Source organism: Halobacillus sp. H74, assembly GCF_052246715.1.
GTDB classification, from domain to species: Bacteria; Bacillota; Bacilli; order Bacillales; family Halobacillaceae; genus Halobacillus; species Halobacillus litoralis_A.
Genome location: NZ_JBQQCI010000012.1, coordinates 55470 through 80848, shown reverse-complemented (window position 1 = coordinate 80848; position 25379 = coordinate 55470). Strand labels below are relative to the sequence as shown.

The window sequence follows — 25379 nt, the reverse complement described above, 5'->3', positions numbered from 1 at the left end:
CATGAAGGCTTGATTTCGAGATATTTCTAAGAATCTACCTAAATAAACAGTCAATCATTTTTCAAGCTCCAAAGAACGCTATGATTTTACTGAACCCGTATGATGGTTCTGTGAATAATAGATAAAAATGAATTCCGAATAGGACGATCAGCCCGATATACAGAGAGAGTGTGAAAGGTGTAACATCTTTCTTTTTCTCTGACAGAACCAGTATGGCTATCCAGATGATTAACGGAATCATCCCCAGCATGAGATAGGGTGCTGGTTGCTCGACGCCCATCAGGATACCACCTACGCCTGCAATAAAGTTTTGGAATATCATGAGTCCTGATAGTATCATAAAAACCGCATTGGCTTTTTTCATACTCACCCTCCTAACTTTTGACCAATTTATATTCCACCGATATGGTGAATTATAAGAGATAATTCAAATGAAACACCAAATCCTAAGAACAAGTTATAAAAGGATGCACCTCCTCCAGCCATCCAATAGAATAGAGCACCGAGGGAGACCAGGAACCAAACCGCCCTCCATGCGGTCTCTTTTTTTAAATACTGAATCCAATAAAAAGCCCCCCACCACACAAAAGTCGTCATGATTGCAAAATTTATCGAAGAATACGTCACCTGGCTCATCGCATTTCCGAACCAAGCAATCCTGCTGCCGATATAATAACCAGCACGGTAATGTTAAGTGCATGGAACATTTTTCCTTTCATCCTTATCCTCCAATTAGTCGAGTTTCAATTAAACAAAAATCTTATCCTTCACTTATTTACATTACATTTATAGGAAAACCACACATAAAATTAATTTACTGTAGAGCCGGTGTAACGTACTTCTACATATTAATAAGTGAAAATATCAGAAAAAAATCTAGTATGTAATCTTTTGTGAATCTCTTTGAACTATTTTATTTATTGCGGAAAAGCACCCCGTTTTTATAAGACTTGATTTCGAGACACTCAGTCATACTTATATCGATATTCTTACTCAGGTTTCTCGCTTGATTGCTTTATAAAGTATAAATACCAACGAATAAACTAAACCCAGCTGCAAGTAATGATGTGAAAGCGATTGGTTTTCGTTTTCGAAATTCAGCAAGTCCCATTACAACAAGCAATCCACCCATTAATAGCAAAATATAAGGCATTATTATTCCAGGTTTTCCAGTTATCAAACCATAACTAGATAGAGCTACTACAACAGTCGTCAAAATTATTCTAAGTATTTTCACCAGTACTCCCCCCTCAAAAATAAAATTTACTCCTGTATCCGAACATTTCTTAAAACAAAGTCAAATTAAATACCTCTTAAAGATTAGCCCCCTTTACATGAAGACTCGATTTCAAGATAAATTATTTGTTGTGTTCCACATTTCCTCTAAGAATATAAGGTGCTGACTTGTTTAATATTCCTCTTATTTCCATAGGCAGATGTAAACTCTGTTCTGCCAAATCTAAGTCCATCCAAGTCACTTCTTCAATTTCTTCAGGAAAAGTGATGTTTATTTCACCACCAACTATATTTCCTAAAAAGGTAAAAAAGACTGCGTGGTGATTTCTTTCTTCAAAGAAAGCTTCCATCACTGAAAAGATGCCATCCACCTTAACCTCTAATCCAGTTTCTTCTTTAACTTCACGAATAGCTGCCTCTTGAAGAGTCTCTCCATACTCTACTGCACCTCCGGGGAGAGTGTAGTAAGAGGAGTTTTCACCGGTGTTTTTAACCATCAATATTCTTTCATTCTTTGCATCGGTTAATAATACATATACTACATCTACCCTCTTCAAAGATTTCCCCTCCTTATATTTAGCATTTCACTGGAATCACTTCTTTTTATATGTAATATGTGAGATTATCTTTTAAGCTATCGCCCCTATATTTTAAGACTCAGTATAGAGGTAAATACCCTTCACTTTAAGCATTAATCAGATGACCTGAGGATATATGTTGAGGGAGCTCTCTTTCAATATGTATTTTCATCCTCCCAGCAACGTAATAAGCATTTGTGGGGGATCTAAAGTATTCTCTTGCGCCATGGTAAGTCGTGTACCATAGCTTATTTATAATTTGAAACTCCCCTCTTATTTCGTCAAATACTATTGGGTGGAATAGAAACTCAAAAATAGAATCGTGAACCTTAATTATTCCATGTACACTTTTATCATCAAGCCAAATGGTATGTATATTCTCCATTTATAATCCCTCTTTCCCACTATGCATTACTAAAGGCTTATACCAATTTAACACACCAAAAGATGGAAATAAATGAATTTTCTTTCTCTTCTAAAATCGATGACTGTATAGTATGTTGGGGACCTACTAAATTTATATATCATCCATAAAAAAGGGACTCATCCTATTAAGGATAAGCCCCCCGTTTCGTGAAGACTCGAATCCGAGATATTTCCGAGTTGATCTTCAACTAAAGCGACCCGTCAATTGAATAAGGAAAATAATTTTACTTTTCTTCTACATTAACCACTATATTACCAAACAATTCTTCACCGAAGTATACTTCTAAACGCCATTTTCCTAGGCTAGGCAACGTCATTGCTGAAGGAATGTGATGGTCTGCCCCCAAATGTGGAGAAAGTGGAGCTGAATTATTTTCATTTTCAAAAACAGTGATTTCTTCATTAGTCTCTTTGCTTATCCCCACTACTTTAAACGATTGTGTAATTGTATCTTTTTCTCCCCAAAAAAACCACATGTATTTCTGTTTTACCCCCTCTATAAAAGGTCCGTACTCTGAAAACCCAAATTTTCCATTATTACCAATTCTAAATACAAAATTTCCTTTTTGACCATCATCTGTTACTACAACTTCTCGAACAAGCGTCGGGCTTTCTTCCCAACTTTGTTCAGGTTCATTTGTTGTCCCTTCTTTTGCGCAACCCATCAGCAACAATCCACTAATTAAAAAAAATGCAATCTTTTTAATATAAAAACCCCCTAAGCTAGCTTTATTTAACAAATCTGCTCCGCCAGTTAAATAATTAAATGCCACGATATCCCTTATGTATTAAAGGGCTAATGCTCTATTGAACAATCGCCCCCAATACAGGAAGAATTGAATTCGAAATAAATCAAGTAAGGATTATTTATTTTGCTTACGCAAAAGCCATTGCTGCAACTATCTCGATAAGAGTAATTGTTAAGATTCCAAGAATGTTTATTAGAATAACGAATGTTTTCCATTTCTTTGCCTTTAATGCAAATAGTAATCCACCAATAGGTAACACCATAATTAGAATAAATATAAATAAAGAGTCTTCAATAAATGTACCTTCCGGGCCTTCTACTCTCAAAGTGAACAAAGATACAGCCATTACAAAACATAGTAATGATAAAAAGGTTCGCATTTCAATCAGTTACCTCCTTTTATTGCCAAATACCTTTGGTTCATAATAACATTTATACTTACAATTAATACCATCAAAAGTTGATTATTCTCTATAAAATAATAGCCCCCTTTAAGTGAAGACTCGATATCGAGATATTCTGGAGAATACCTTGAAAATACGGTCTACATATTATAAGCTTTCGAGTATTCCTGGCTTAGAGAATAAGATATTAACCCCAAGAATACATAGATTTTTTAGGTTACTTTGCATTGAAAGGTAGATGAATAATATTTCTCCAACAGTACCTTTCTGGATTGTTGCTGTTTTTTTACTTATTTATAATTATTTCTTTCTCTATAGCAAATCGCAGGATAAAATGCTGGTTCTCTATCTAAGTTATCTAAATTATTTGACTGAATGATCCCATATAAAAATTATATTTTTGAAAGAGGACAAAGGCATTGCTTTTAATAAAGTTCACACATGTTTAAAAACCTTTTTGAAAAACCTGCTATTTATTATACAATGCTTAGAGGTATCCTTTAAACTACTGACCGAGGGTGAAAGATTATGAAAAAATGGTATTTGATTTTTATGACTTGTATTTTGTTTTTTGTATTCTATACATCATTTAATCTGCGTCCGCCACATCAAACAACAACTGTAAGTACTGAAGGAGATCCGGAGGTAATATCTATCCAAACGAGTATGAATAAAACATATAATTTGGAACCTTCTTTAACTTGTGAGGAAAACTGTACCGACTTAGTAAGAGATTTAAATAAGATACTCGAAAATTTTTCTGATTATAACAGTGTAGAAGTTCAATCTACAAAGGGGAAAATATATGTTAATCAAGGTGTTGTCCCCACCGAATCTTCTGGTGCTGTGATACAATATGCCTCCACAACACGACAAATAAGTTTAGGTAATGATAAAACACTCAAAGTTATCGGGGAAAACGGAAAAAAGTCCAAATACATATATTACAAAAGGGAAAAAAAAGAAGCTCCTTACAAGATTTATACGTTTACTGTGGTACCTACACAGTTATGAACATTCAACCCCTATTTTAGCATTTCTGGAGGAACTTCTTAATTGTGGAAGTTCCTTTCCTTATTCTACTAAAGCCCCCAGTTAGTTGAAGACTTGAATTCAAGATATCAGTAAAGAGTTTTGTAAATAAGTACTTATGTATATCCGGGAAATAGTATTGAAATTATTTGATCGAAGAAGCAATTTTAATTATTTCATCTCTACTTTATGATTCATTGCCTATAAAGTCTATAGCATATTCAACATCATTCATTCGCCAACTTATCATTTGAGTATCATCACTTTCTGTATAATAAGATTTTGTCCCGTTTGGTAAATACATTTTCTCTTCCCAACTTGATACATTGTTCTAACCAATTTCGTTAGTTCCCCTAATGGCTAGAGTATTGGTGGAACCTTACTAAGTTAACAAAACCAGATCAAAACCTGAAAGGAAAGTTAGGAGCACCTAAGAAAACAGAAAGTAAAAAGGTGCAGCGCGGCATACTTGCGATCATGCTCCTACTTGGGATTCTGATGCCATTAGTCGGAATTTCCATCGTCGTTGTGTTCTTATTCGATCGCTACCTATTGCCGCTGATGCCGAAAGTCCAGAAGTGGTTAGGAGCTTAACCGTTAGAGGAAGAGGGGTGGATCCTCTTCCTTTTATTGTGCTTTCAACGCTCTCGCAACCGTGACCGTATTCATCTTTTTCATATTAAACGTGTGAACAATAATTCCTAAGATAATGAACAGAACGCCTACTAAAGCAATTCCTGTAGGGAGCGGACTCGCTAACATTAGCATTTCACCTGCGATAACAAACAGAATCTGCGTCGACTGCGTGGCTTCCACTGTAGCGAGCTTTCCTTGGTGATGCTTCACGCGATTCGTCGCGATGAAGAATAGCGTTGTCGCGATGACGCCTGAACAGATCGCGACGATAAACGATTGTGTCACTTGACTCGTGCTCGGTAAGCCAACTTTGGAGACTGCTACCCCGCTAATAATCAACCAAAATGGTAAACTAGCGATCGTCATCCCCAGTATTCTCTGAAACGTATCGAGCTTTCCTTCACATAACTCCATCATTTTGCGGTTTCCGAGTGGGTATGCGAACGCTGCTAAAATGACAGGGCCGATCCCGATTATAACCTGAACGATCGTGAGCTCACTCGCTTTTTGCTGTTGAATCAATAGGACTCCGATCAAGATGATAAGCGAAATGGCGAGGGATTTTGTTTGGATGCGGTGTCGTCGTTTCACGATGCCAGTGGAGGTTCGTTCTACTTTGAAAAAGAAAGGAGCGACGAGGATTCCACCAATAATCGTAAATTGCCATGTGCCTGCCACTAACCAGCCTGGTCCATATGTTGCAGCGTACGTTAGAGGGGCGTAGAAAAGGACAAAACCTACAAAACTCCACGTCAGCCATTTCCAAGGTTCTTTTTTTAGTTCGATAAAAACTTGTTTTCGGTTGCTTCTCATCAGTACAATGAGGAGTAGAAAAGGAACCATGAAGAGGAAACGAAGGGAAGAACTCCACATCCAGCTTCCACCTTCAAGTTCCATCGAGCGGTTCAAGATAAATGTAACGGCAAAAAACATCGACGAAAGAATACCGAGGGCTATCTCTTTCAATAAAATCGCTCTTTTCTGTATAGTATAGTTAATGATATGTATATTATAGTATATGTAGTAAAATGTAAAATTGTTTGATGGAGAGGGTATCGTATGAGTGGAAAAAATAACTGGGAAGATCCAGAGAAATTATCGAAGCAAGTCGGTGCAACGCTACGATCGATTAGGAAGGAACGAAACCTTTCGTTATCAGATCTAGCAGAACGAACGGATGTTAGCAATCTAACGTTAGGGAAAATTGAAAGAGGAGAAGCGAATCCATCGTTAACGATTATCTGGAAGATTGCAAATGGCCTCGCGATTCCGATTTCATCGCTGCTCGCTGAAAAACAAGACGTGGTAATATCGAAGAAACACGAAGGGCAGAAAGTACTTAGTGCAAACGAATCTTTAGTCCTGGAACCGATGTTCAACATGAAGGGGTACGGTTCATTAGAAACGCATCGAGCGTTTCTTGAGCCGAACAGCGAGTACAGTGCAGATGCCCATCAGCAAGGTGTGATCGAGTACATCACTGTGATGGAAGGACGTGTGAACGTGAGGGTCCAAGATGAGATCTATGAGCTAGAACTGTATGATTCGATCAAGTTTCAGGCTGATCAAGATCATGCTTATATCAATTCAGACTCAGTTGGGGCCGTTCTACATTTCGTGATGATCTATACGCAGGCATAGAAAAAGCTGCCGAATCGGCAGCGTTATTCTCCTTTGTTGAGATCGAATAACTGTCAAAGCGTGTTATCATTTACAATAAGATCATCAAAAAAATATACCTTTGCAATACTCAAACGTATTTGAAAATACCATAATTGTTTCAAATCTGGCTATTATCTCGAAATCGAGTCTTCACTAACCTGCCCGTAAACGTTAAAAAGAGGGCGATTCCTTTATTTCAGAATTGCCCCCTTATACGAAAGACTTGATTTTGAGATATCTTACTAGCTTTAAAACGAACATACTCGTTAGTTAATAGGAATTAATTTTTCACATCTCACTTATTCCAGATATTAAAAACCATATGAAAACAATAATTAAAGATAAAGCCATAGTCAGGGTTGCTAGACGAGTAAAACGTTTCTCGAATAAAAATTTGATTGAAACAAGAATACCAATAGCCGGTATTCCTAACCACACAATGTCCTGTATTATCACATTTCTGGAACCTATGTATCCAAGCAAATTAGTTAAAAACATAGCAAACCATAGGATTTGCAACACTAATACACTTTGAATTGATAATTTACTACTTACCATTTAATTCACCACTACCTTCTGAATTACCTTTTATCTTTGAGGTTCTTAACTTCATTTTCAAGACTCTCCACTTTTTGCTGTAATTCTTTATTGGGTTGATTAATCTTTCTCCCTAATATCAACAAAAAAACCAATTAGAGCAACTACTACCCTCCAACAGCAACCACACCAAATATCACAAGGTCTAAGATAACTACCACTCCTAAAATACACTTTAATTCATTTACGGATTAATACAGATATGGTTTCAAAACTGACAATTATCTCGAATTCAAGTCTTCAACTAACCTGCCCTTTTCTTTAAGACTCAGTTTCAAGATAATCAAACTTCAAACCACACTTCTCTAATATAGTTTAATGTAATTTTTAATTAGAAAATACTCTTCGTAATAGGGAGGGGATGTCTCCAAGTTGTTACATATACCCACTTGGTGTAACTTGCCATAATGCTCTTATAAACTAGCGTGAAATTTTTACGCGGTGTATCGTTGTGTTAAAATTACTTCATCATAAACAAGAGGTGATTTTTGATGAAGCCAAGAGTTTCTGTAATTACTATTGGAGTAAACAACCTTGAAGAATCTTTACTTTTTTATCGTGATGGTTTAGGTTTTCCTACTGATGGTATTGTTGGGGAAGAGTTTGACCACGGTGCTGTAGCATTTTTTGATTTGCAGCCTGGCTTGAAACTTGCTATTTGGAATCGAAAAGATATTGCACATGAAACTAAAGTGAATGTCAGCAGCCCTAGTCCTACAGAGTTTACTCTCGGTCACAATGTTAATAACAAGACAGAGGTAGATGAGGTTATGGAAAAAGCTAAAAGGGCAGGTGCTTATATCACTGATCCTGCACACGATACATTCTGGGGAGGATACTCCGGTCACTTTCAAGATCCAGATGGTCATCTGTGGGAAGTTGTATGGAACCCTGAATGGGATGACGTAGAATAAGGTCGGATCAGGCTGGTATTCTCCGGCCTGATTCAGTTCGCATAATTAGCCACTAAACTAAATCCTCATATCTCGAGAGAATTTACCATGCTTATGTATTGCTAACATTCAAATGGTAATACGCGAATACACAGGTGATATACAAAGGGACAGATATACAGATAAAAGATATGCCAGCGTATATTTCTTCTCTCTCATATAAATCCTGATAAAACACAAAGTGCAATAACCAAGAACATAGTGCCACTACTGCAATAACATAATGAAACTTTTCATCACTCAACTTAACTTTCTTCGGTCTTTCCATAATCAAAATCCCCCTTGACTGCTCTCTTCCACTTATACGAATCTCAGCTATTTTAGTTTCAGATTTACAGATGTTCAGGATGGTAAGGGAAATCGGACTCGTTACGACTTTTGCAATTTTCAAGCTCGAAAAAAGCGATTATCTCTAATCGATAATCGCCTGGATATTAGGGGGTGTTGAGGGATTGTCCCTAATTAATTAACAGGAGAGGTCATCCCTGCCAAATCTTTCTTTCTGTAAACACTTAATATTAAGCCGAACACGATTGCATTCAACACGGTTGGATAAAGACCATAGCTTAAAAATGGTAAAGAAAAAGACATAACCGGCAACAGTCCAAGTGACATCATTAAGTGATACAGTAGCTGGACGGAGTAAAATGCTAATCCTCCAGTTACAACCATTCTTCCATAGGAATCTTTTATCTTTATATTTACAAGAGCCACCCGAAGCATTAACAGCAGGAGAACTAAAGTTATGATGATTGAGACAATCCAACCAAACTGATACGTTACACTGACTAACACAAAATCTGTATGTCCTGAAGAAAGAGGATTCTCAGCGCCGAAGTTTCCCGTCCATCCAGCGGAAGAGAGTAATTCCTTCATGCGCAAATAGATTCCGCCCTCAAATTCTTCAGGGTATAAAAAGGCAAGAATTCTCTCTTGCTGATAGCTTTGCATAGCATTGAATAACCATAAGCCACTCACTCCTGCTACACCGCTTCCACCTAATAGAAGTCCTATTATCATTTTTCTGTTCAGATTTTGATACCAAGCCATTGTAATAAACACAACCGTGAGAATAAAAGCAGATGGTAGATCTGCCATAACAAAATAGAGAAGCACCGGAAAAGATAGAAAGAATAGACCTTTCCAAATGCTTGCTTTTGTACTGCTTAACATAGTAGAAAAACCTAGAATGAAAAGGGGCAGAAAGTAGATCCCCCTAAGATCCAATGGGCCGATTAAGATGATGGGTGACCCACCTATGTAGGTGACCGGTCCCAATATTAAAAAGAATAATCCTGATAAGCCAGTTACATAAAATGCCCAGCCCCATTTTCGTAATTTTCTGTAGTCAAAATATAGAAAAGCGGCAACTAATCCTACTCCAAGGATTGTGTAGATCACTTTATTGTTTAATAAATATCCTGCCTCTTCATTAAAAACAATCACCGGCAGAAAGCTGGCTCCAATAGTAATGGTTAGAAGCAAAATTAACCACCAGTCTATTTTCGGACGATAAATATCATTAAAATGCTTTCCGACCTCTATGGGATTTCCCATTTGCCGTACTGCTTCCTCTTCTGCTTCCGCAAGTTTATAACCTTTTTGAAGCAATCTTTCTATCTCACATTCTATGTGATAATCCAATTCTTTTGTGACGGCTTGTCCAGCATCTTTGTCCTTTATTAAACTTTTCACATTCTCTATATAACTGTCCTTTCCCCTATTCATGTTTGACTTCCCCCCAGTAATGGACGTAAAATTCGTCTTTTATTTGAAGAGGACTCATATTTCTTCAAAAGCTTATGTCCATTTTGAGACAACTTATAGTACTTTCCGCCATCTTCCTTCCACGTCGAATTGATATAGGCTTTTTGTTCCAACCTATGCAGCATCGTATATATATTTCCTTCATTATCTTCGTAGCCTACAATCCCTCTTCCCCTTATTCTTTTGGTAAGGGTAAAACCAGTATGTTCATATACCAACAGTTGCATGATAGAAAGAAGGATTTCCTCTTCGCCTTCTTCCTGCTTTTTTATCTTGTTTTGAACATTACTGATATGGGTTTCATTAAAATGGAGGTTTTTAAATTCAGTGTTGTCCATAGACGATTTCAATTTCTTCAACCTTCTGTCCATTAAAAAGTCCCTCCTAATTGTTCTTTCAATATTACTTTCGCTCGCTTCAAACGAGTTTTTATGGTGTTTTCACTCTTTTTTATCACTTGGGCTATCTCTCTGGTGGTTAAATCCTCATAATAATATAGATAGATCACTTCTCTATATTTTGTAGGTAAATCCATGATTGTAGAAACCAGTTCACCGTCCACGAAGTCTTGCATGACTTCTTCCTCCGTACTGGAGTGGTTATTTTCTACCCCCATCACCTTCTCTTCAGAGATAATCACTTTCCGTTTATACCAGCTTTTCAAATAGTCCTTACAATGGTTGATTGTAATCCTCCATAACCATGTCTTTATTTTCGATTGCCCGTTATAGGTATGTAGGTTTTTATAACATTTCACAAAAATTTCTTGAGTCAAGTCTTCTGCGATAGATTTATCTTTCACATATGAGTAAACCAACTGAAGAATGGATTGACCGTAACTTTCCATGATTTCATTTATAGCCTGTTCATTATCTTGGATATCGATATACTTCTCAATTGATTCTGCCACGTCTTCCCCTCCTATATTATTTAACGATCTAGTCAATAAAATAGTTTTAGAGAAAATAAAAAAAACACAACATTAATTGAAATGAACCCTTTTTCAAGGACATTTCCAATTAAGTGCTGTGCTTTTAAAAAGGTACTTCTCCCTATAAGAAGTCCACCTCTTATAAAATTACATTAATGTCATATTCCTTAAGCCAGGCATTTACTTGAATAAGGTAATCCAACAATCCTTTGGCACTGGAAGCATGTATCGATTCGCTTTTACCTTCAGAGATGCTCCGAACTTTTTCTACATCAATAAAAGGAAGAATCGGGGAAGTGGGATCATCTAATATCTGCAGCATCCATTGGCTAACTTTTTCTAGATATTTTGCATCCTTCGTGCTTGGGTAAGCACTTTTTTTGCGATAGCGCACGTCCTCCGGCAGATAACCTTCAAACGCCCGTCTTAGTACCCCTTTTTCAATTCCATCAATATTTTTCATTTCAATCGGAACGTTCCATAAATACTCGACAAGTCTATAGTCACAGAAAGGAACACGGACCTCGAACCCTGTCATCATACTGGCCCGATCTTTACGATCAAGCATAAATGGAAGAAAACGAGTGATGAACATATAAGACATTCGTCTTTGTTTAGCTTGAAGATCCGATTCTCCTTCCAAAACCGGGACTTCGTTTAATGCCTCCTGGTAGCGTTCTTTTTGATAAGATAGAAGGTCAAGTTTTTCTTTAAGTTGCTCTGATAAGATAGAGCTCATGCCTCTCATATTCAACAACCACGGAAAAATATCCGCTTCTAAAAACTCCTCCTGGTGAAACCACGGGTATCCTGAGAACACTTCATCAGCCGATTCGCCGGATAAGGCGACAGTTGCCTCTTTCTCCATTTCTTTAAAAAGCAGATAGAGAGATGTTTCAATCTCTCCCACTCCTGGAAGATCCCGGGCTCTCATCGGCACCAGCAGATTTTCTGCAAGCTCATCAGCATCCAAAACAATTGACTTATGTTCAGTTCCTACATGATTCGAAACTTTTTCTGCCCAGGGCTCATCCAAATCCACGCGTAAAAAGTCTTTTTCAAAGTCCTTTTCGTTATTCTCAAAGTCAATGGAATACGTCCCCAGCTTTTTACCCTCTTTAGAAAAATCTTTTCCAGCTATAGCCGTCAAACCACTGGAATCTAAACCACCAGAAAGCATAGAGACTACAGGTCGATCGGCCACAAGCTGCTCAGTGACGGTGTCTTCCAAATACGAACGGATGGTAGAAACCGTTGTATCAAGGTCATCAGGATGGGGATGGCTCTTTAATGTCCAGTATTGTTCCGCTTTCCTCTCTTCTTTTCTAAACGTCACATAGTGGCCCGCCCGCACTTCTTCAATGTCTTTGAAAACACCTTGACCAGGTGTCCGAATCGGTCCGAGTCCAAATATTTCTGACAGTCCGTCTTTATCAATAACCGGGTCCACCTGTGGATGAGCAAACATGGCTTTCAATTCAGAGCCGAAAATAATGTCATTGTCCCGATTAGCAAAGTACAGAGGCTTCACCCCAAGGTGATCTCTTCCCAACATCAATTGCTCTATACGTTCATCCCAAACAGCAAAGGCAAAAATACCGTTCAATCGTTCTATACATGCTTCTCCCCATTCCAAATAAGCATGGAGGAGAACTTCAGTATCAGAAGAGCTCTTAAAATGATGACCATTGTGAATTAAATCTTCTCGTAATTCTTTAAAATTATAAATCTCTCCATTGTAGCTCAAAGTAATGGCATACGGACCTTCATAATAGACCATTGGTTGTTTTCCACCTTCTGGATCTATAACGATTAACCGCCGATGCCCCAGAGCTGCAGACTCAGATAACCATGTACCAATGCTATCCGGCCCCCGATGGGTAATCGCATTCGTCATATTTTCCAAAACGGGCGATTGTTCACTTAAACTCTTTGTCCAGGACACCCAACCTGTAATTCCACACATGATGTAAAACCCTCTTTCTTAAGATAATTCATTCAGCCCAAACCGCTTTTTGCTACTTCAGCATACCAGGGTCTTCCGCAATCGAGATGTCCGGAACCCGTTTATGTTGTGTTTCCCTGCCTTTTCCTCCTTCTTATTAAAATTTCACAGATAGACTTATTTCTGCCTAATGGTTCAAATAGATTCCTTGCCCATCCACATGAATACATATAGTTGTATGTTACAACTTAATTATTGTATGATACAACTAAATAAGCATATATGTCAATGAGAATATTTGATGGTATCATCAAATAAGAAGGATCTTTACATGTGAGGTGAAAGTATGAGTGACAAATCTCTTGAATTAATTGAACAGCAGGTAACCGATTTCATTCGTCGTATCGTATTAACGGAAAAACACCGCGACAGTCTCGATCGTTCTGCCTACATTTTATTACGCCAGTTATCATCTTATGGACCTGCAGGGGTCAAAGCATTGGCCGCTGACCTCCACTTGGATATATCGACCATCAGCCGTCAGGCAGCAGCTTTAGTAGAAAAAAGTTATGTAGAGAAAGTACCAAACCCTGAGGACAGAAGAGCTTACTTCTATCAAATTACTGAACTTGGTTCAAAAGAATTAGAGGAAAACAAACAACGCAGGTACCAACGGCTGGCAGGCGTTCTTGAGGAATGGTCAGAAGAAGAGAAAGAAAAGTTTGGTCTTCTGCTGCAAAAGTACAATCAAACCGTAAATCGTACAATGAATTTAAAGTAATGAAATCATTGTATAGAAATTGGGTAAAGGCATTCTTTTTACCTTACTATGGATTTTGAAGAAAAAATAATTGTTATTAAAAGCAAAAAAGGTCACTCCCTTTAATGTAAAACCATGCAAAACACTAAAGGAGTGACTTCTATTGAAAAGATTATTACAGTGAAGAGTCACAGGGAGTGGTGTTTAAGATAAGGCTTAGATTTTTTCCAATGCTCCTCATTCTTCCTCATTTTCTTGACCATCCACTTAACTCTTCCCATTCACTTAAGTACATTCTTTCTGTCAAATTGGCAGGATTACTTATTTTGCAAATGAACTCTAAACTATTTCCATCCGGATCGCTAAAGTGTATTTTCGCATGGCCAAAACCTCCATTCGGGTTAGGCATCACAAATGGTTCTGATGGTTCAAAACCAAATGCCTCTCTAGGCGTATAACCTTTATTTGTCAGCCAGGTCACAGAGTGCTTCAGTCCTTCTAATGAAACCTCAAAAGCTATATGCCTAATGGAAGGATGGTACTCGACCTCAACTTTATCGGTTTGCCATAATCCAAGCCAATTCTGGTCTTTAATTATCCATAAAAATGCTAATCTATCCTCAACTTTGTGGTCAAACTCCAAACCGAGGCCTTCATAGAATTCAATCGATCTGTTTAAATCACTTACTGGTAAGTGTGCTTCGTATAGACCTTTAATCAATGTGAATACCTCCAATAAATTTAATATATTTTCCCCCACTCTACCGTACTGATAAGTTTAGTGGCATCCTTGGAACTATTTGGATTATTTCAAATAGTCGATTATAATACAACTGATAATAAAAAGGATATGATAGGATGGAGAAAAATACATACAAGGGGAGAATATCCGAATGAATCGTAAAAAAATTGGATTTGTCGGCACAGGCGTTATGGGGAAAAGTATGGCCCGTCATTTAATGGAAGCAGGATACACGTTGAATGTATTTACACGCACCAAAGAAAAAGCGCTGGGATTGATGGATCAGGGAGCAAAATGGAAAGAATCTATCGCAGCCTTAGCAGAGGATTCTGACATCATCATTACCATCGTCGGCTACCCTAGCGATGTGGAAAGCATCTATTTCGGTGAAAACGGCATTTTAGAGAATGCCAAGCCTGGCAGCTATGTGATTGATATGACGACCTCGTCACCTCTACTTGCACAAACCATATACAAACAAGCCAAAGAAAAAGGTATCCATGCTTTGGATGCACCAGTTTCCGGTGGTGATGTCGGTGCCCGAAATGCCGCTCTCACCATTATGGTCGGAGGAGACAAGGAACCTTTTCAATCGGTCTACCCTGTTTTTGAATTGATGGGTCAGAACATCGTTTTACAAGGAGAATCCGGAGCAGGCCAGCATACAAAAATGTGTAACCAAATCGCAATCGCTTCCGGGATGCTCGGGGTCACAGAAGCGATTTTATACGCCGAGAAAGCAGGTCTTGATCCAAAAACAGTGCTCCAAAGCATCGAATTCGGAGCCGCCGGCAGCTGGTCATTATCAAATCTGGGATCAAGAATGATTGAGAGGAATTTCGCCCCAGGTTTTTATGTTAAACATTTTATAAAAGACATGAAAATCGCTATTGAATCCGCCGAGCAAATGCAAATCCCCATACCAGGGTTACAGCTTGCTAAAGAATTGTATGAAAAACTAAATGAAGAAGAAGGCGGGAATGATGGCACACAAGCTTTGCTTAAATATTACAAATTAATGATGGCATGATAGAAAAAAGCACGTACTTGCCCCAATGTACGTGCTTTTTCTCCATAATTACTGACAACATCAATGAACTGAACCCTATAATTAGTGGTACAGCTTTCATCATTTATCAGTTCGCTGACACCGTCTTGTAGCAGCCACTTAAATTAGTTCTGTTTTCTTACCACCTTTAAATACATACGCTTTTTTACTGATGACCTGACTATAGGTTTCAGTAACATGGATAGCTCCTCCATCCGGAAGGGCGATTAAAGGTGTATTGGGGTCTTCCGAGTACGCACAAAGTAGTTCATCCTCAGCGTTATCATAATGACACCATAAGCGACTGTTATGTATAAGATTCAGAGGCTCACATCCCGTCAAATCTTTCTCTTTAGGTGTGTGAGAAACATCACTTCCGAAGATTATTGCACCTGTGCTTTGTCCCTATATGGTTCCTCCAGCTTTTAAATACCGGATTAAAATTTTATCGAAGCCACTATTCTTTATCTCATTTAGTAATGTAAAAGTGTTCCCACGACTAAAATATATAAATGAAAAGGACTGCAATTCGTTTATCGTTCTGGCATTGAGATCGGTCCACATAGTAACTTCCTTAACTCCTAATGGTTCCAAAATACTTTTTATATAGTCAACACTTGTGTGGTAGGACCTATAATTCGGATCACCTGCCAGGGGAATATAAAGAACCGGTCTGTCTTTTTCAATAGACTCTACTAAAAATTCGTGCGCCCTGGCATTTTGTTCGGCGCTTCCTCCTCCTGATAATATTAAACTTCCCATACCTGCCTCCTTCCTAGTTCCCTATTTGAATTTCTAAATAGCACAGCCATGAATGCAGCTGAGGTTATTCCTAGTAACCACCTTTTAATAATCTAATAAAAAAATAGTATCCTGAATGCTGCAAATTACATTTCTTATCTTTTTAAAACCCTCCCTAGCTGAATAATGAACCTAATACAAACGGAGAGGTACCTAATATGAATGAAGTGAAAATGAGTGACAGGGTAACTTTTTTCGGCAATTTATTTCTGCCCTTCCCTTTATACCAGCCAGAGAATTGAAACTTGTTTCTATATAATACAAAAAGTATGACCAGGATCGCTGAAGCTCCTAGCCACGAATAGCTTTCAACGGCTTTATTCACTGTATAAATGTTTCCTATAATCGCCCAGCATAAGCCCCCAAGAAGCCCGAATATGAGTATGATACGAAGCAGTTCTAATAACGTTCTCACCTGTTGTAGTCCCACCTTTTTTGTCACCCTTAGTAGATTGTAAAATCATGTAATATCCCAACGATAACTAATAAACCATACGATCTCTTCATTCATTACAAATTCTTTTTCACTGACCTCTACCTTCTTAAAACCGTTTTTCTCCAAAACTTTTTGTGAAGCAATGTTATGATTGGTGGTCTTCGCAAAAATTTCGGTGAAACCTTCCTTACTTAAACTTTCCAGTGTAGTTTGTAAAGCAAGATGTGCAATCCCTTGACCAATATGTTTTTCCCCCACTCTATAACCTATATGAGCCAGGTTTTGAGATCGGTCTATATCTACGACGTTCATTCTTCCTAAGATTTCACCATTCCTTCCCCTTATCAGATAAAAATAAGACGAGTCTTGAATTTGTTCATCGAGTAAACGTTCATGTCTTATCATGAACGTTTCAAAGTTATAATAATCCTCTCCTCGACTTGGTACCATTCTTTCAAAGAAGGCTCTATTTTCGCTTTCAAAATCGAATAAATCCTGAGCATCATCAATTTTTATTTTATCAATGGTAATCTCCATATAATCTTCACCCGTATTCCAGTCAATTTGTGGCATCAAGCTTTTAGCAGATATGAGCTCCATAATAATAAGTAAGGCAACTTCAAATTCTTTGCATTTTTTTAATATAAAGTATTTGACCAATATGATAAGCGTTGTGGGTAGAAACGCTTGCTATCACTTCCCACCATTTTGTATCAGAAAACCCTTCCACAGAGCTTTGTAATTGTTTTTCACTTAATATTTCCTGCCAATACATAAGAGTCTCTAACAGTTGTTTATGAAGCTCACCAAATGATTGATCTTCTTTTACGAAAAACGTACGATCATTATTTTCCAATGCTGGTACTGCATGAACACTTGATTCTTTATATCTTGTCTGCCATGTTTTATTCCAGTAAAGCAAGTGTTGTACAATTTCAGCAATGCTATTACATTCTTCATTGAGCTTCCAAACAGCTTCTTCCTCGGTCAGATTTTTTACTGATTCTGAAAATGGGACGTACCAACTCTTTTCATTTGTATTCGCTGCCAATTGGTCGGTTAAAATATCTTTCGACTCAAACAAACCCACACCCCCCTTCTTATCTAAATAACTATTTTGAGAATTAAATGCAGCAACCCCTAAATACATTCTGGAAATTCGTGTACTAATCCTGCGTCACCAAGAAACTAAATCTCCAACAATAACTGTTCAAACAAAAAAGGATGAATCCTCGTGTGTGAGGATTCATCCTTTTTTCAAGGTTTCATTTCGAGATTGAAGCTCTGTTCCTGTTCGAAAAGGTATGGAGAGAAATTCATAGCCTGGCCAACATTTTTCACCAAATCAGTAATCTGATGAATCGTATTCGTAACCGTAAGCGGATCATTATGACCTAAACCCTTGATGGCCATTTGGCAAGCTTATTCAACCCATAATCCAAATCCTGAATTTCTGTTTGTTTGACCTCGATTTCAATGGACTTGAAGGAGCCTTTGCGATTAATGGTTTTACCGTATTCACAAAAGGTTCTTAAATATCTAACTCACCTTGTTTACCTCCTGCCATTAATTTGTTAAATTGTACTCTTAAACTTGTAAGAGAAATGCAGGAGGATAGATATGAATATAGGAAGTAAAAAATTGTTAAACAAAGGATGGCTGTTTTTTATAATAGCGGTTCTGTTCTTATGGGCAAAATCCTATTACGCGCTTCAAAATGCGTTCACATTAAATATTGAAAATGGACTTCAGCAATTCATTTTGGTATTAACGCCTGTAAGCTCCATTTTATTTTTCCTTGGGTTCTCATTATTCTTTTCACCTAAACGACGGAATAAAGCGTTTCTTGTAATTTATTTCATCATGTCATTTGTACTGTATGCGAATGTGGTGTACTTCCGATTTTTCAATGATTTCATTACATTGCCTGTTCTTATGCAATATAAGAACTTTATGGATCTGGGAGGAAGCACCAAGTCATTAGTGCATCCCAAGGATATGCTTTATTGGATCGATGTATTAGTTCTCGGTATATGGCTTTTACGTAAGAAAACGCAACCTGCTATGGAATTTCGCAAACGGACAGTTGCCATGATTTACGCTGCTACTCTTGGATTTGCTGCAGTCAATTTGAGTTTAGCAGAGGCGGAACGTCCACAGCTTTTGGTAAGAACTTTCGACCGTGCTAAACTTGTGAAATTACTAGGAATCTATAATTACCATATTTACGACAGTGTCATGACAGTAAAGTCTTCAACACGGCGTGTGCTTGCCGACAGCAATGAACTTACTGAAGTGTTGAACTATGTAAACTCTCAGCAAGGAAAAATGGGAGCAAAAGGTGAATATTTCGGAAAAGCAAAAGGAAAAAATGTGGTACTAGTTTCCTTAGAATCCACCCAGAACTTTGTGATCAACAAAAAATTGCACGGTAAAGAAGTCACACCATTTTTAAATGATCTCATTAAAGACAGCTTTTACTTCAACAACTTCTATCATAATACAGGTCAAGGTAAAACATCAGATTCTGAATTCATTATTGATAACTCTCTGTATGGATTACCACGAGGAGCAGTTTTCACAACCAATGAAAGTAATGAATATAATGCAACTCCTGAAATTCTGAAAGATGAAGGTTACACTCCCGTGAGCTTTCATGGCAACAATGACAGCTTCTGGAACCGGGACATTATGTACAAAACCCTTGGATACGAGCACTTTTACTCACAAGAGGAGTATAATATAACAGAAGAAAACACTGTAAACTATGGGTTGAAAGATATACCATTCTTTAAACAATCCATGCCAATGGTAGAAAAACTAGAAGAACCCTACTATGCGAAGTTTATTACAATGACGAATCACTATCCTTATCTATTGAACGACAAAGATATGAAAATGATTGAACCAGCAAATACTGGAGATGGATCCGTAGATCGTTATTTCCAAACCATGCGCTATCAAGACGAATCGATAAAAAAATTCTTCCAATTAATGAAAGAACAAGGAGAATATAAAGATACGATTTTTGTGTTATATGGCGATCATTATGGCATATCCGAGAACCATAACCGGGCCATGAGTGAAATACTAAATAAGGAAATTCGTCCTTTTGAACATATTCAACTCCAAAAGGTTCCTTTAATTATTCATATACCTGGTATGGAAGGCAAAACAATGGAAACAGTAGGCGGACAAATCGATTTAAAACCTACCATCCTGAATTTACTGGGGATTGAACAGAATAATGCCGTTCAGTTCGGAACAGACTTGTTTGCTGAAAACCGTGCCAGTATGACTATTCTCAGAGACGGTAGTGTAGTAACAGACCAGTATATCTACGCTGCGGAGTCTAATAAATGCTATGATAAAGAGACCCAAGAAAAAATCAATCTCAAAACATGTAAACCACTGAAAGAAAAGGCGGAAAAAGAACTGCAGTACTCCGACAAAGTTGTTTATGGGGATCTGCTCCGTTATAAAGATAGTGAACAAAAAGAAGCTACAAATAAAGGAAACCAAAGTGAATAAAGGTTGAATAAAGATAACAATAAGATTAAAACACCTCCAAATTTGCAGTTACAAATTTGGAGGTGTTTTTTTTGGGTATAAGTGGGCACTTTCACTGAACAAGTAGAGAACTATTCTACTAGTTTTTCTTTTTTAAAATAACTTATAGGGAAGATGGTACCGTGGAAGCACTCTTCGAACTGACTCGCTGCAGCATATATTCAAGCAGGAAAAGGTAATCCTCCTGGTTACCTGTGTTTTTAGCGAGCTCGGATAATTGCTCTAAAATAAACAGGCAGTCATTTTCGTACAGGCTGTAGTTATCAAATCCTAAAATGGTCTGGCGGGCAAATTCCCATAAATCGTCGTGGACTTTTTTGTCCATCGTTTTACTCAACAGGGACACCATCGTCAAAAGCTCTGTCATTACTGTCGAGTTCTGGTTTGCATACTCACGGATGGAAGCGAATCCCTTATGAAGGTAATAACGAAAATCTTTTTGATTTAAGATGATACGAAGCTCCTGTTCCTTGTCAAAAAGGTACGGAGAGAAATTGGTAGATTGGCCAATGCTTTTCAACAAATCAGTGATTTGATGTATCGTATTCGTAACCGTAAGCGGATCATTATGGCCTAAAGCCTTGATGGCCACTTCGGCAAGCTTATTCAGTCCATACTCCAAATCTTGGATTTCTGTTTGTTTGACCCCGATTTCAATGGATTTGAAGTAGCGATCGGGATTAATGGTTTGTCCATATTCCCAATAAGTAAACAGCGGTGTACCTTCTACAACAAATTCTCCGATCCTGACATTGAACCTGAGGAGGCTGTCGTCTCTATTCGCCTGTTTAATAAGTCTTGAAAAGTCAGCGACTTGAAGATAACCGGATTGGCTGGTTTTTATAACCTTTCCATCAGACTCAGAGGGGAGGGATTCCCTCTCTATCTCTTTCTCAATGTGATAAGGCTTTAATTCTTTTTCTAAAGAAGCCTGCACTGATTTTGACTTGGTGTTCATATTGAAGCTGATATTATGAACCTGCATCCAAGTGGTTGTATGGTTGATGAAATAAATAAAGGTCACAGCTGCCGTAATTGCTGTCAGAATCGATAGGACCGGTGTCGCAACAATATACTCCTCTTCTTCATGCGTAACGTATAGGAAGTTCAAGAGCACATAAATGAAACTGCCATTAAAAATACCGAGTACGTGCTGGGTCGCTCGGTCACTGACAAAGTTTACAAGCATTTTGGAAGAAAACTGCCCGCTGAACGTCGTCAGAGCCACGAGCAGGGAGTTAATTGTAAAGGCGCTTAAAGTCAGCACCCCTCCTACAAGTGCACTCAAAAGCACCTGCAAGGTCTGACCACTGAAACCGATCGCGGCTGGCAGATATAAGCTGACATCGACCACATAATCAAGATAAAAGGTGAAAACGGATAAACCGATGGCTCCAACGATATACCAAAAAGGCATAAACCAAAGAGTTGACTTTAATTCACTTTTCCGTTGACGTCTCGACATTTTAAAGTATTTCTTTATATAGTAAAAGAACCCCATATGATCACCATGCTATTCTTATGAATTTTAAATCTTCTATTTCCTTCCCTGGATAGAAGGAAACTAACCTGAAATTTATTATCTTCATCAAAAATAGGGAGGAATCTCCCAGGAACCATAAACTAGAGCCTAAAAAAGCACATTATTTAATCCTTAACAAGATGTTTGAAACTTACATCCTGGGAATTAAATAGAGCAAGACTCAGTGTTTACTGAGTCTTGCTCTTGGTTCAAAAGGGTTTATACCAGTATAAAGCGATATCAATGTTCGGGTTCTTCATATGGGTATGCGTATCCATGCCTCCTAACTCGAAACCATGGCGAAGGTAAAACCTGATCGCTCCTAAATTATCATTTTGCGTTTCTAAAGATAGACCTGCCAGATTACGCTCCCTGGCCCATTTTTCTGCTACATTCAGCAGTCTCTTTCCAACCCCTTGTTTTCTTGCTTGTTTTATCACTGCAATATTCTCTATATAACAAAATCGGTTCCTGGCTTTTATCATCCTTATCTGTCCGACACATTTCCCTTTCATATACGCAAAAAAAAGAGTCTTATCTCCATTGTCCAAAAATTCCTCCCAATTCAGATGATCATCAGGGAATTTTATTTCTTTGGTTTCATTGAATAATTCTTCATCGTGTGTCCATATCCGGCCATTAAAAGTTGGAATTAGTCTCCCGAAAACTGTAAAATAATCATTTGTAGCATTAACATCTTCTATATTTTCTATTGTTAACGGGACAATATTAATCTTTTCTTCTATCATTTATTCACTTCCTATATGCTCTTTTTTATTACTGGAATTTATGTAGATCCACTTATGCTTAAGGCCTGAATCAGGATTGATGCCCAACTATAAGAAATAGATCAGAAAGGCAGCTATTCCTGTAACAAAATAACTTATTAAGCCCTTTCTTTTATGTTCCTGGTCAATTTTTGCGCGATCCTGCAGCCATTTTATATAATCATAGACAAGCCAAAGAGCTAAAAAGATAACAACTCCCACCAGTTTTCTATCCATAATTAATGTCAAGGAAAAAACAGTTATTATAGCGAGCCCGGCATTCCCGATTATCAAACGGATACTATCCCTCCTCCCTCTTTGCTTACACTAATTTCTCTAATTTCCCCACTATTTTTCAGCTAATTCAATAGGGTTCCCTGATTCAACCCTTATATAGGCTTCAGAAAATCGGGTTCACTTCCAAAAATCAGTTTCTCCATTGTTAAATTCCTTTCCCCAGCATCATTATTGCAATTATTTCAAATTTATGGATAAAACTCAATATATGGTCATTTATACCCCACACTGAAAAACTTGATTAAAAACCATTTGCTTAAACAAATAAATGGTAGAAATCCTCAGGTTAAATGACTTGGTTTTTGCTCACCCAAGCTTGTTATGGATTAGACTTATTACTTAATTCTATTAATTAAAGGCTAATGTACAAGCGTATTTGCTAGATTCACATAGAGTATTTATGTAAGAGACGTCTCCTACACACAATCTTTGTGATGAAGGAGGGAGAATGATGAATCTGTTAAGAAATTTAGTCGCTGTGCTCATTGCTGTCTTGTTTTTGCTGGCGCTTTTGGTAGCTGTTCTACTAGGATCAAGTGAGCAACGCCAAATTGTTGTCAACTGTATTAATGAAATTCTTGGAACCATTAACTAACTAAAGTTTAAAGGGCTATGGATAGGAACATAGCCCTTTAACTAATAACTGGAAAGGGGACATTCCTTTGATTAACTTTGACGATATTTATAGAAAAAATCAAAAAGAAGAAAACACTTCCCAATCAAATGATTTGGATTTAGACAGTCTGCTGAAGCTTGCCTCAAAATTCACGAATCAAGATACATTATTTGATAAACTGTCAAAGGCCGGTGTAGCGAGCGACTCAAATGAGGTTGATATATCAAGCATTGTGGAAGATATCTCTCAAGCCGCTTCTCATACATTTGCTGGAATAGAAAACGAATTAAGCGGAATTAAAGCAGAGTTAGAGAAATTGAACAAAAATGTAGAAATCCTTATCGAAAAGGAATAGCGAACAAAAGCAAAAAGGTGGATGGCAAAATATATCCACCTTTATTTTTTCTTTAACCCCTGTTTATACCTTCTCTATTAAAAACATCGGAAGCAAGATCAACATTTATATCCTTCAGCGTTGTGGGAGCTGGTATTATAGACCTCTGCCGTGTTTCATTATCCAAAACGGGGTAAGGAATAAAGTAACTCTCACTCCACCAAGTCAAATATGAGTCATTATGGTCTTCAAGGAGGTAAATCATGAAACAAAAGGAAGGGATCATATTAGGCATAGCCATAGGGATCGCCCTTTTCATAGGTGTTAATTCATGAATGAAATTGTCGGATAATATTGTTATCGTACTTGTCATCACCCTTTTGACCGGCTTAATTGTAAGAGTCGTCCTACAAACTATCATGAAGCGACTACATAAAAATTAACCGATATTTCAGCTGAGTAAATTGATTATTGATTTTTTATTTTTTTAGAGACATCCCTTTTTCTGGTTTAGTGAGGAGATATTTAAGGAATTACCATGAACATCTTTTCAAAATCATTCAGTCGAGGAGAGCGATTTACATTTTAGATTATTAAGGTCATGTCAGGTTTCTAATCATATGATCAAAAATTTGTACGATCATCTATTAGTAGGAGGCACACGATGAGGAGATTTGCAGGTGTAGGTTTAGTAATGATGGCCGCTATATGCTGGGGTATCAGTGGAGGTATCGCTGATATTTTAATGTCCAAGGGCTGGGATCCTATTGTGATTTCGTTTTACCGAGGAGCCGTTGGATTTATATGTTTCTTGGCATGGTTTCTCTTTCGCTTTAAACAAAATTGGATCATTTCCAGTCGTCTTTACATATGGTCGCTATTAGCGGGCGTCGGTGTTGCTGGAAATTTCACTTTTTACTTTCTAAGTATCGAAGCATCAAGCATAGCAGTTGCCGCTACTTTAATGTACACCGCACCTGTCTTCGTTCTTTTATTCTCCTTTTTATTAAGGATAGAACGTTCGACTTGGTTTAAATGGGGATGCATTTTCGGTGTGCTTATGGGGATCATCCTGCTTACAGGCGCCTACAACACTGAATCGATTTCAGTGAGCTTTCTAGGGGCGGCAACAGGGCTTGCTGCTGGTCTTTCTTATGCATTGTTTATATTCGGATTTAAAAATGCCTCCTCTATCGGGAAGCCGCAGACGACGTTAACCACCGCCTTTTTTTCATTTTGTCTCATCCTTTTTCTGTTTATGGATAAGGGTGAAGCAGGTGCAGTGGTGACCTCAAGCGACTTAGGATGGTTTGTTCTATTAGGGCTCGTAGGCGCGGGAGTTTCATTTATTATCTATGTGATTGGTATTCGTTCTACTGCCCCGACAACTGCTTCGATGGTCGCTATGGTAGAGCCGGTGACTGCTTCATTATTTGGCGTCCTGCTTCTTGGAGATCATTTGACCCTCATACAAATCCTTGGCATGGTGGTCATCCTTTCTACAATCACCTTCCTTAGTGTAAAGCAATCCGAATGAAACATGTCATGGCCAGTAAACTTTATAAAATTTA

The 25379-nt window shown here is 37.8% G+C and carries 28 protein-coding genes; 10 read left to right on the top strand and 18 right to left on the bottom strand.

Annotated elements, in window-relative coordinates; translation table 11 throughout:
* Positions 1 to 61 precede the first annotated feature (61 nt).
* The 6 genes from ACTWPX_RS19910 to ACTWPX_RS19885 all read right to left on the bottom strand — a co-directional run bounded on the left by ACTWPX_RS19910 (position 62) and on the right by ACTWPX_RS19885 (position 3368).
* Positions 62 to 364, bottom strand: coding sequence for a hypothetical protein (locus ACTWPX_RS19910; protein ID WP_443121226.1), 303 nt, complete (start codon positions 362 to 364; stop codon positions 62 to 64).
* Between the two features lie 651 nt (positions 365 to 1015).
* Entirely contained in the window at positions 1016 to 1237 is a 222-nt protein-coding gene (locus tag ACTWPX_RS19905) for a DUF3953 domain-containing protein (protein ID WP_443121225.1), read from the bottom strand.
* A 121-nt stretch (positions 1238 to 1358) separates the two neighbouring features.
* The gene (locus ACTWPX_RS19900) at positions 1359 to 1793 is read right to left on the bottom strand and encodes an NUDIX hydrolase (RefSeq protein ID WP_443121224.1); all 435 of its coding nucleotides are present in this window, start codon (positions 1791 to 1793) and stop codon (positions 1359 to 1361) included.
* 127 nt (positions 1794 to 1920) lie between these two features.
* On the bottom strand, positions 1921 to 2199 hold the full coding sequence (locus ACTWPX_RS19895; protein ID WP_443121223.1) for a hypothetical protein: 279 nt from the start codon (positions 2197 to 2199) through the stop codon (positions 1921 to 1923).
* Positions 2200 to 2464: 265 nt separating this feature from the next.
* On the bottom strand, positions 2465 to 3013 hold the full coding sequence (locus ACTWPX_RS19890) for a hypothetical protein (protein WP_443121222.1): 549 nt from the start codon (positions 3011 to 3013) through the stop codon (positions 2465 to 2467).
* A gap of 103 nt (positions 3014 to 3116) precedes the next feature.
* A complete protein-coding gene (locus ACTWPX_RS19885; protein WP_443121221.1) occupies positions 3117 to 3368 on the bottom strand; it encodes a hypothetical protein in 252 nt (83 codons plus the stop codon).
* 552 nt (positions 3369 to 3920) lie between these two features.
* On the opposite strand from ACTWPX_RS19885, the gene ACTWPX_RS19880 reads away from it, so the two are divergent.
* Complete coding sequence (locus ACTWPX_RS19880; protein WP_443121220.1) at positions 3921 to 4406, top strand: hypothetical protein; 486 nt, start codon at positions 3921 to 3923, stop codon at positions 4404 to 4406.
* A gap of 471 nt (positions 4407 to 4877) precedes the next feature.
* Entirely contained in the window at positions 4878 to 5018 is a 141-nt protein-coding gene (locus tag ACTWPX_RS19875) for a hypothetical protein (RefSeq protein ID WP_443121219.1), read from the top strand.
* 33 nt (positions 5019 to 5051) lie between these two features.
* Here ACTWPX_RS19875 and ACTWPX_RS19870 read toward each other — a convergent pair whose 3' ends face one another.
* Positions 5052 to 6026 carry a DMT family transporter gene (locus ACTWPX_RS19870; protein ID WP_443121218.1) on the bottom strand — a complete coding sequence of 325 codons (975 nt, stop codon included), beginning with the start codon at positions 6024 to 6026 and terminating at the stop codon, positions 5052 to 5054.
* A 93-nt stretch (positions 6027 to 6119) separates the two neighbouring features.
* On the opposite strand from ACTWPX_RS19870, the gene ACTWPX_RS19865 reads away from it, so the two are divergent.
* Both ACTWPX_RS19865 and ACTWPX_RS19860 read left to right on the top strand, forming a co-directional pair.
* A complete protein-coding gene (locus tag ACTWPX_RS19865) occupies positions 6120 to 6701 on the top strand; it encodes a helix-turn-helix domain-containing protein (protein WP_443121217.1) in 582 nt (193 codons plus the stop codon).
* A gap of 1109 nt (positions 6702 to 7810) precedes the next feature.
* The gene (locus ACTWPX_RS19860; protein ID WP_443121241.1) at positions 7811 to 8233 is read left to right on the top strand and encodes a VOC family protein; all 423 of its coding nucleotides are present in this window, start codon (positions 7811 to 7813) and stop codon (positions 8231 to 8233) included.
* Between the two features lie 501 nt (positions 8234 to 8734).
* On the opposite strand, the gene ACTWPX_RS19855 is transcribed toward ACTWPX_RS19860, so the two are convergent.
* The 4 genes from ACTWPX_RS19855 to asnB form a co-directional block, all read right to left on the bottom strand.
* The gene (locus ACTWPX_RS19855; RefSeq protein WP_443121216.1) at positions 8735 to 9967 is read right to left on the bottom strand and encodes an FtsW/RodA/SpoVE family cell cycle protein; all 1233 of its coding nucleotides are present in this window, start codon (positions 9965 to 9967) and stop codon (positions 8735 to 8737) included.
* 29 nt (positions 9968 to 9996) lie between these two features.
* Positions 9997 to 10410: a PadR family transcriptional regulator gene (locus tag ACTWPX_RS19850; RefSeq protein WP_443121215.1), complete on the bottom strand. Its 414-nt coding sequence runs from the start codon at positions 10408 to 10410 to the stop codon at positions 9997 to 9999.
* Positions 10410 to 10949, bottom strand: a complete 540-nt coding sequence (locus tag ACTWPX_RS19845) for a sigma-70 family RNA polymerase sigma factor (RefSeq protein WP_443121214.1) — start codon at positions 10947 to 10949, stop codon at positions 10410 to 10412. The genes ACTWPX_RS19850 and ACTWPX_RS19845 overlap by 1 nt, the downstream gene beginning before the upstream one ends.
* 160 nt (positions 10950 to 11109) lie before the next feature.
* On the bottom strand, positions 11110 to 12936 hold the full coding sequence (gene asnB, locus ACTWPX_RS19840) for an asparagine synthase (glutamine-hydrolyzing) (protein ID WP_443121213.1): 1827 nt from the start codon (positions 12934 to 12936) through the stop codon (positions 11110 to 11112).
* Positions 12937 to 13261: 325 nt separating this feature from the next.
* Between asnB and ACTWPX_RS19835 the strand changes: the two genes are divergently transcribed.
* A complete protein-coding gene (locus ACTWPX_RS19835; RefSeq protein WP_443121212.1) occupies positions 13262 to 13696 on the top strand; it encodes a MarR family winged helix-turn-helix transcriptional regulator in 435 nt (144 codons plus the stop codon).
* Positions 13697 to 13922: 226 nt separating this feature from the next.
* On the opposite strand, the gene ACTWPX_RS19830 is transcribed toward ACTWPX_RS19835, so the two are convergent.
* Positions 13923 to 14396: a VOC family protein gene (locus ACTWPX_RS19830; RefSeq protein WP_443121211.1), complete on the bottom strand. Its 474-nt coding sequence runs from the start codon at positions 14394 to 14396 to the stop codon at positions 13923 to 13925.
* 172 nt (positions 14397 to 14568) lie between these two features.
* Between ACTWPX_RS19830 and ACTWPX_RS19825 the strand changes: the two genes are divergently transcribed.
* Positions 14569 to 15447: an NAD(P)-dependent oxidoreductase gene (locus ACTWPX_RS19825; protein WP_443121210.1), complete on the top strand. Its 879-nt coding sequence runs from the start codon at positions 14569 to 14571 to the stop codon at positions 15445 to 15447.
* 423 nt (positions 15448 to 15870) lie between these two features.
* Here ACTWPX_RS19825 and ACTWPX_RS19820 read toward each other — a convergent pair whose 3' ends face one another.
* The 4 genes from ACTWPX_RS19820 to ACTWPX_RS19805 all read right to left on the bottom strand — a co-directional run bounded on the left by ACTWPX_RS19820 (position 15871) and on the right by ACTWPX_RS19805 (position 17786).
* Positions 15871 to 16227 (bottom strand): Type 1 glutamine amidotransferase-like domain-containing protein, encoded by a 357-nt coding sequence (locus ACTWPX_RS19820; protein ID WP_443121209.1) that lies wholly within the window; start codon positions 16225 to 16227, stop codon positions 15871 to 15873.
* A gap of 154 nt (positions 16228 to 16381) precedes the next feature.
* Complete coding sequence (locus tag ACTWPX_RS19815; protein ID WP_443121208.1) at positions 16382 to 16681, bottom strand: hypothetical protein; 300 nt, start codon at positions 16679 to 16681, stop codon at positions 16382 to 16384.
* A 45-nt stretch (positions 16682 to 16726) separates the two neighbouring features.
* Entirely contained in the window at positions 16727 to 17239 is a 513-nt protein-coding gene (locus ACTWPX_RS19810) for a GNAT family N-acetyltransferase (RefSeq protein WP_443121207.1), read from the bottom strand.
* Positions 17240 to 17321: 82 nt separating this feature from the next.
* Positions 17322 to 17786: a DinB family protein gene (locus ACTWPX_RS19805; RefSeq protein ID WP_443121206.1), complete on the bottom strand. Its 465-nt coding sequence runs from the start codon at positions 17784 to 17786 to the stop codon at positions 17322 to 17324.
* A gap of 536 nt (positions 17787 to 18322) precedes the next feature.
* On the opposite strand from ACTWPX_RS19805, the gene ACTWPX_RS19800 reads away from it, so the two are divergent.
* Positions 18323 to 20233: an LTA synthase family protein gene (locus tag ACTWPX_RS19800; protein WP_443121205.1), complete on the top strand. Its 1911-nt coding sequence runs from the start codon at positions 18323 to 18325 to the stop codon at positions 20231 to 20233.
* A gap of 142 nt (positions 20234 to 20375) precedes the next feature.
* On the opposite strand, the gene ACTWPX_RS19795 is transcribed toward ACTWPX_RS19800, so the two are convergent.
* Entirely contained in the window at positions 20376 to 21737 is a 1362-nt protein-coding gene (locus ACTWPX_RS19795; RefSeq protein ID WP_443121204.1) for a DUF2254 domain-containing protein, read from the bottom strand.
* A 266-nt stretch (positions 21738 to 22003) separates the two neighbouring features.
* The gene (locus ACTWPX_RS19790) at positions 22004 to 22543 is read right to left on the bottom strand and encodes a GNAT family N-acetyltransferase (RefSeq protein ID WP_443121203.1); all 540 of its coding nucleotides are present in this window, start codon (positions 22541 to 22543) and stop codon (positions 22004 to 22006) included.
* Between the two features lie 766 nt (positions 22544 to 23309).
* On the opposite strand from ACTWPX_RS19790, the gene ACTWPX_RS19785 reads away from it, so the two are divergent.
* The 3 genes from ACTWPX_RS19785 (at position 23310) to ACTWPX_RS19775 (ending at position 25345) form a co-directional block, all read left to right on the top strand.
* Positions 23310 to 23453 (top strand): hypothetical protein, encoded by a 144-nt coding sequence (locus ACTWPX_RS19785; protein ID WP_164908482.1) that lies wholly within the window; start codon positions 23310 to 23312, stop codon positions 23451 to 23453.
* A gap of 67 nt (positions 23454 to 23520) precedes the next feature.
* On the top strand, positions 23521 to 23829 hold the full coding sequence (locus tag ACTWPX_RS19780; protein WP_443121202.1) for a hypothetical protein: 309 nt from the start codon (positions 23521 to 23523) through the stop codon (positions 23827 to 23829).
* 643 nt (positions 23830 to 24472) lie between these two features.
* Positions 24473 to 25345, top strand: coding sequence for a DMT family transporter (locus ACTWPX_RS19775; RefSeq protein WP_443121201.1), 873 nt, complete (start codon positions 24473 to 24475; stop codon positions 25343 to 25345).
* Positions 25346 to 25379 lie beyond the last annotated feature (34 nt).

Coding starts and splice junctions, on each gene's coding strand:
- ACTWPX_RS19910 (WP_443121226.1), bottom strand. CDS start 364: ATGAAAAAAGCCAATGCGGTTTTTATGATACTATCAGGACTCATGATA.
- ACTWPX_RS19895 (WP_443121223.1), bottom strand. CDS start 2,199: ATGGAGAATATACATACCATTTGGCTTGATGATAAAAGTGTACATGGA.
- ACTWPX_RS19885 (WP_443121221.1), bottom strand. CDS start 3,368: ATGCGAACCTTTTTATCATTACTATGTTTTGTAATGGCTGTATCTTTG.
- ACTWPX_RS19880 (WP_443121220.1), top strand. CDS start 3,921: ATGAAAAAATGGTATTTGATTTTTATGACTTGTATTTTGTTTTTTGTA.
- ACTWPX_RS19865 (WP_443121217.1), top strand. CDS start 6,120: ATGAGTGGAAAAAATAACTGGGAAGATCCAGAGAAATTATCGAAGCAA.
- ACTWPX_RS19860 (WP_443121241.1), top strand. CDS start 7,811: ATGAAGCCAAGAGTTTCTGTAATTACTATTGGAGTAAACAACCTTGAA.
- ACTWPX_RS19850 (WP_443121215.1), bottom strand. CDS start 10,410: ATGGACAGAAGGTTGAAGAAATTGAAATCGTCTATGGACAACACTGAA.
- asnB (WP_443121213.1), bottom strand. CDS start 12,936: ATGTGTGGAATTACAGGTTGGGTGTCCTGGACAAAGAGTTTAAGTGAA.
- ACTWPX_RS19835 (WP_443121212.1), top strand. CDS start 13,262: ATGAGTGACAAATCTCTTGAATTAATTGAACAGCAGGTAACCGATTTC.
- ACTWPX_RS19825 (WP_443121210.1), top strand. CDS start 14,569: ATGAATCGTAAAAAAATTGGATTTGTCGGCACAGGCGTTATGGGGAAA.
- ACTWPX_RS19820 (WP_443121209.1), bottom strand. CDS start 16,227: ATGGGAAGTTTAATATTATCAGGAGGAGGAAGCGCCGAACAAAATGCC.
- ACTWPX_RS19810 (WP_443121207.1), bottom strand. CDS start 17,239: ATGGAGATTACCATTGATAAAATAAAAATTGATGATGCTCAGGATTTA.
- ACTWPX_RS19800 (WP_443121205.1), top strand. CDS start 18,323: ATGAATATAGGAAGTAAAAAATTGTTAAACAAAGGATGGCTGTTTTTT.
- ACTWPX_RS19795 (WP_443121204.1), bottom strand. CDS start 21,737: ATGTCGAGACGTCAACGGAAAAGTGAATTAAAGTCAACTCTTTGGTTT.
- ACTWPX_RS19790 (WP_443121203.1), bottom strand. CDS start 22,543: ATGATAGAAGAAAAGATTAATATTGTCCCGTTAACAATAGAAAATATA.
- ACTWPX_RS19785 (WP_164908482.1), top strand. CDS start 23,310: ATGAATCTGTTAAGAAATTTAGTCGCTGTGCTCATTGCTGTCTTGTTT.
- ACTWPX_RS19775 (WP_443121201.1), top strand. CDS start 24,473: ATGAGGAGATTTGCAGGTGTAGGTTTAGTAATGATGGCCGCTATATGC.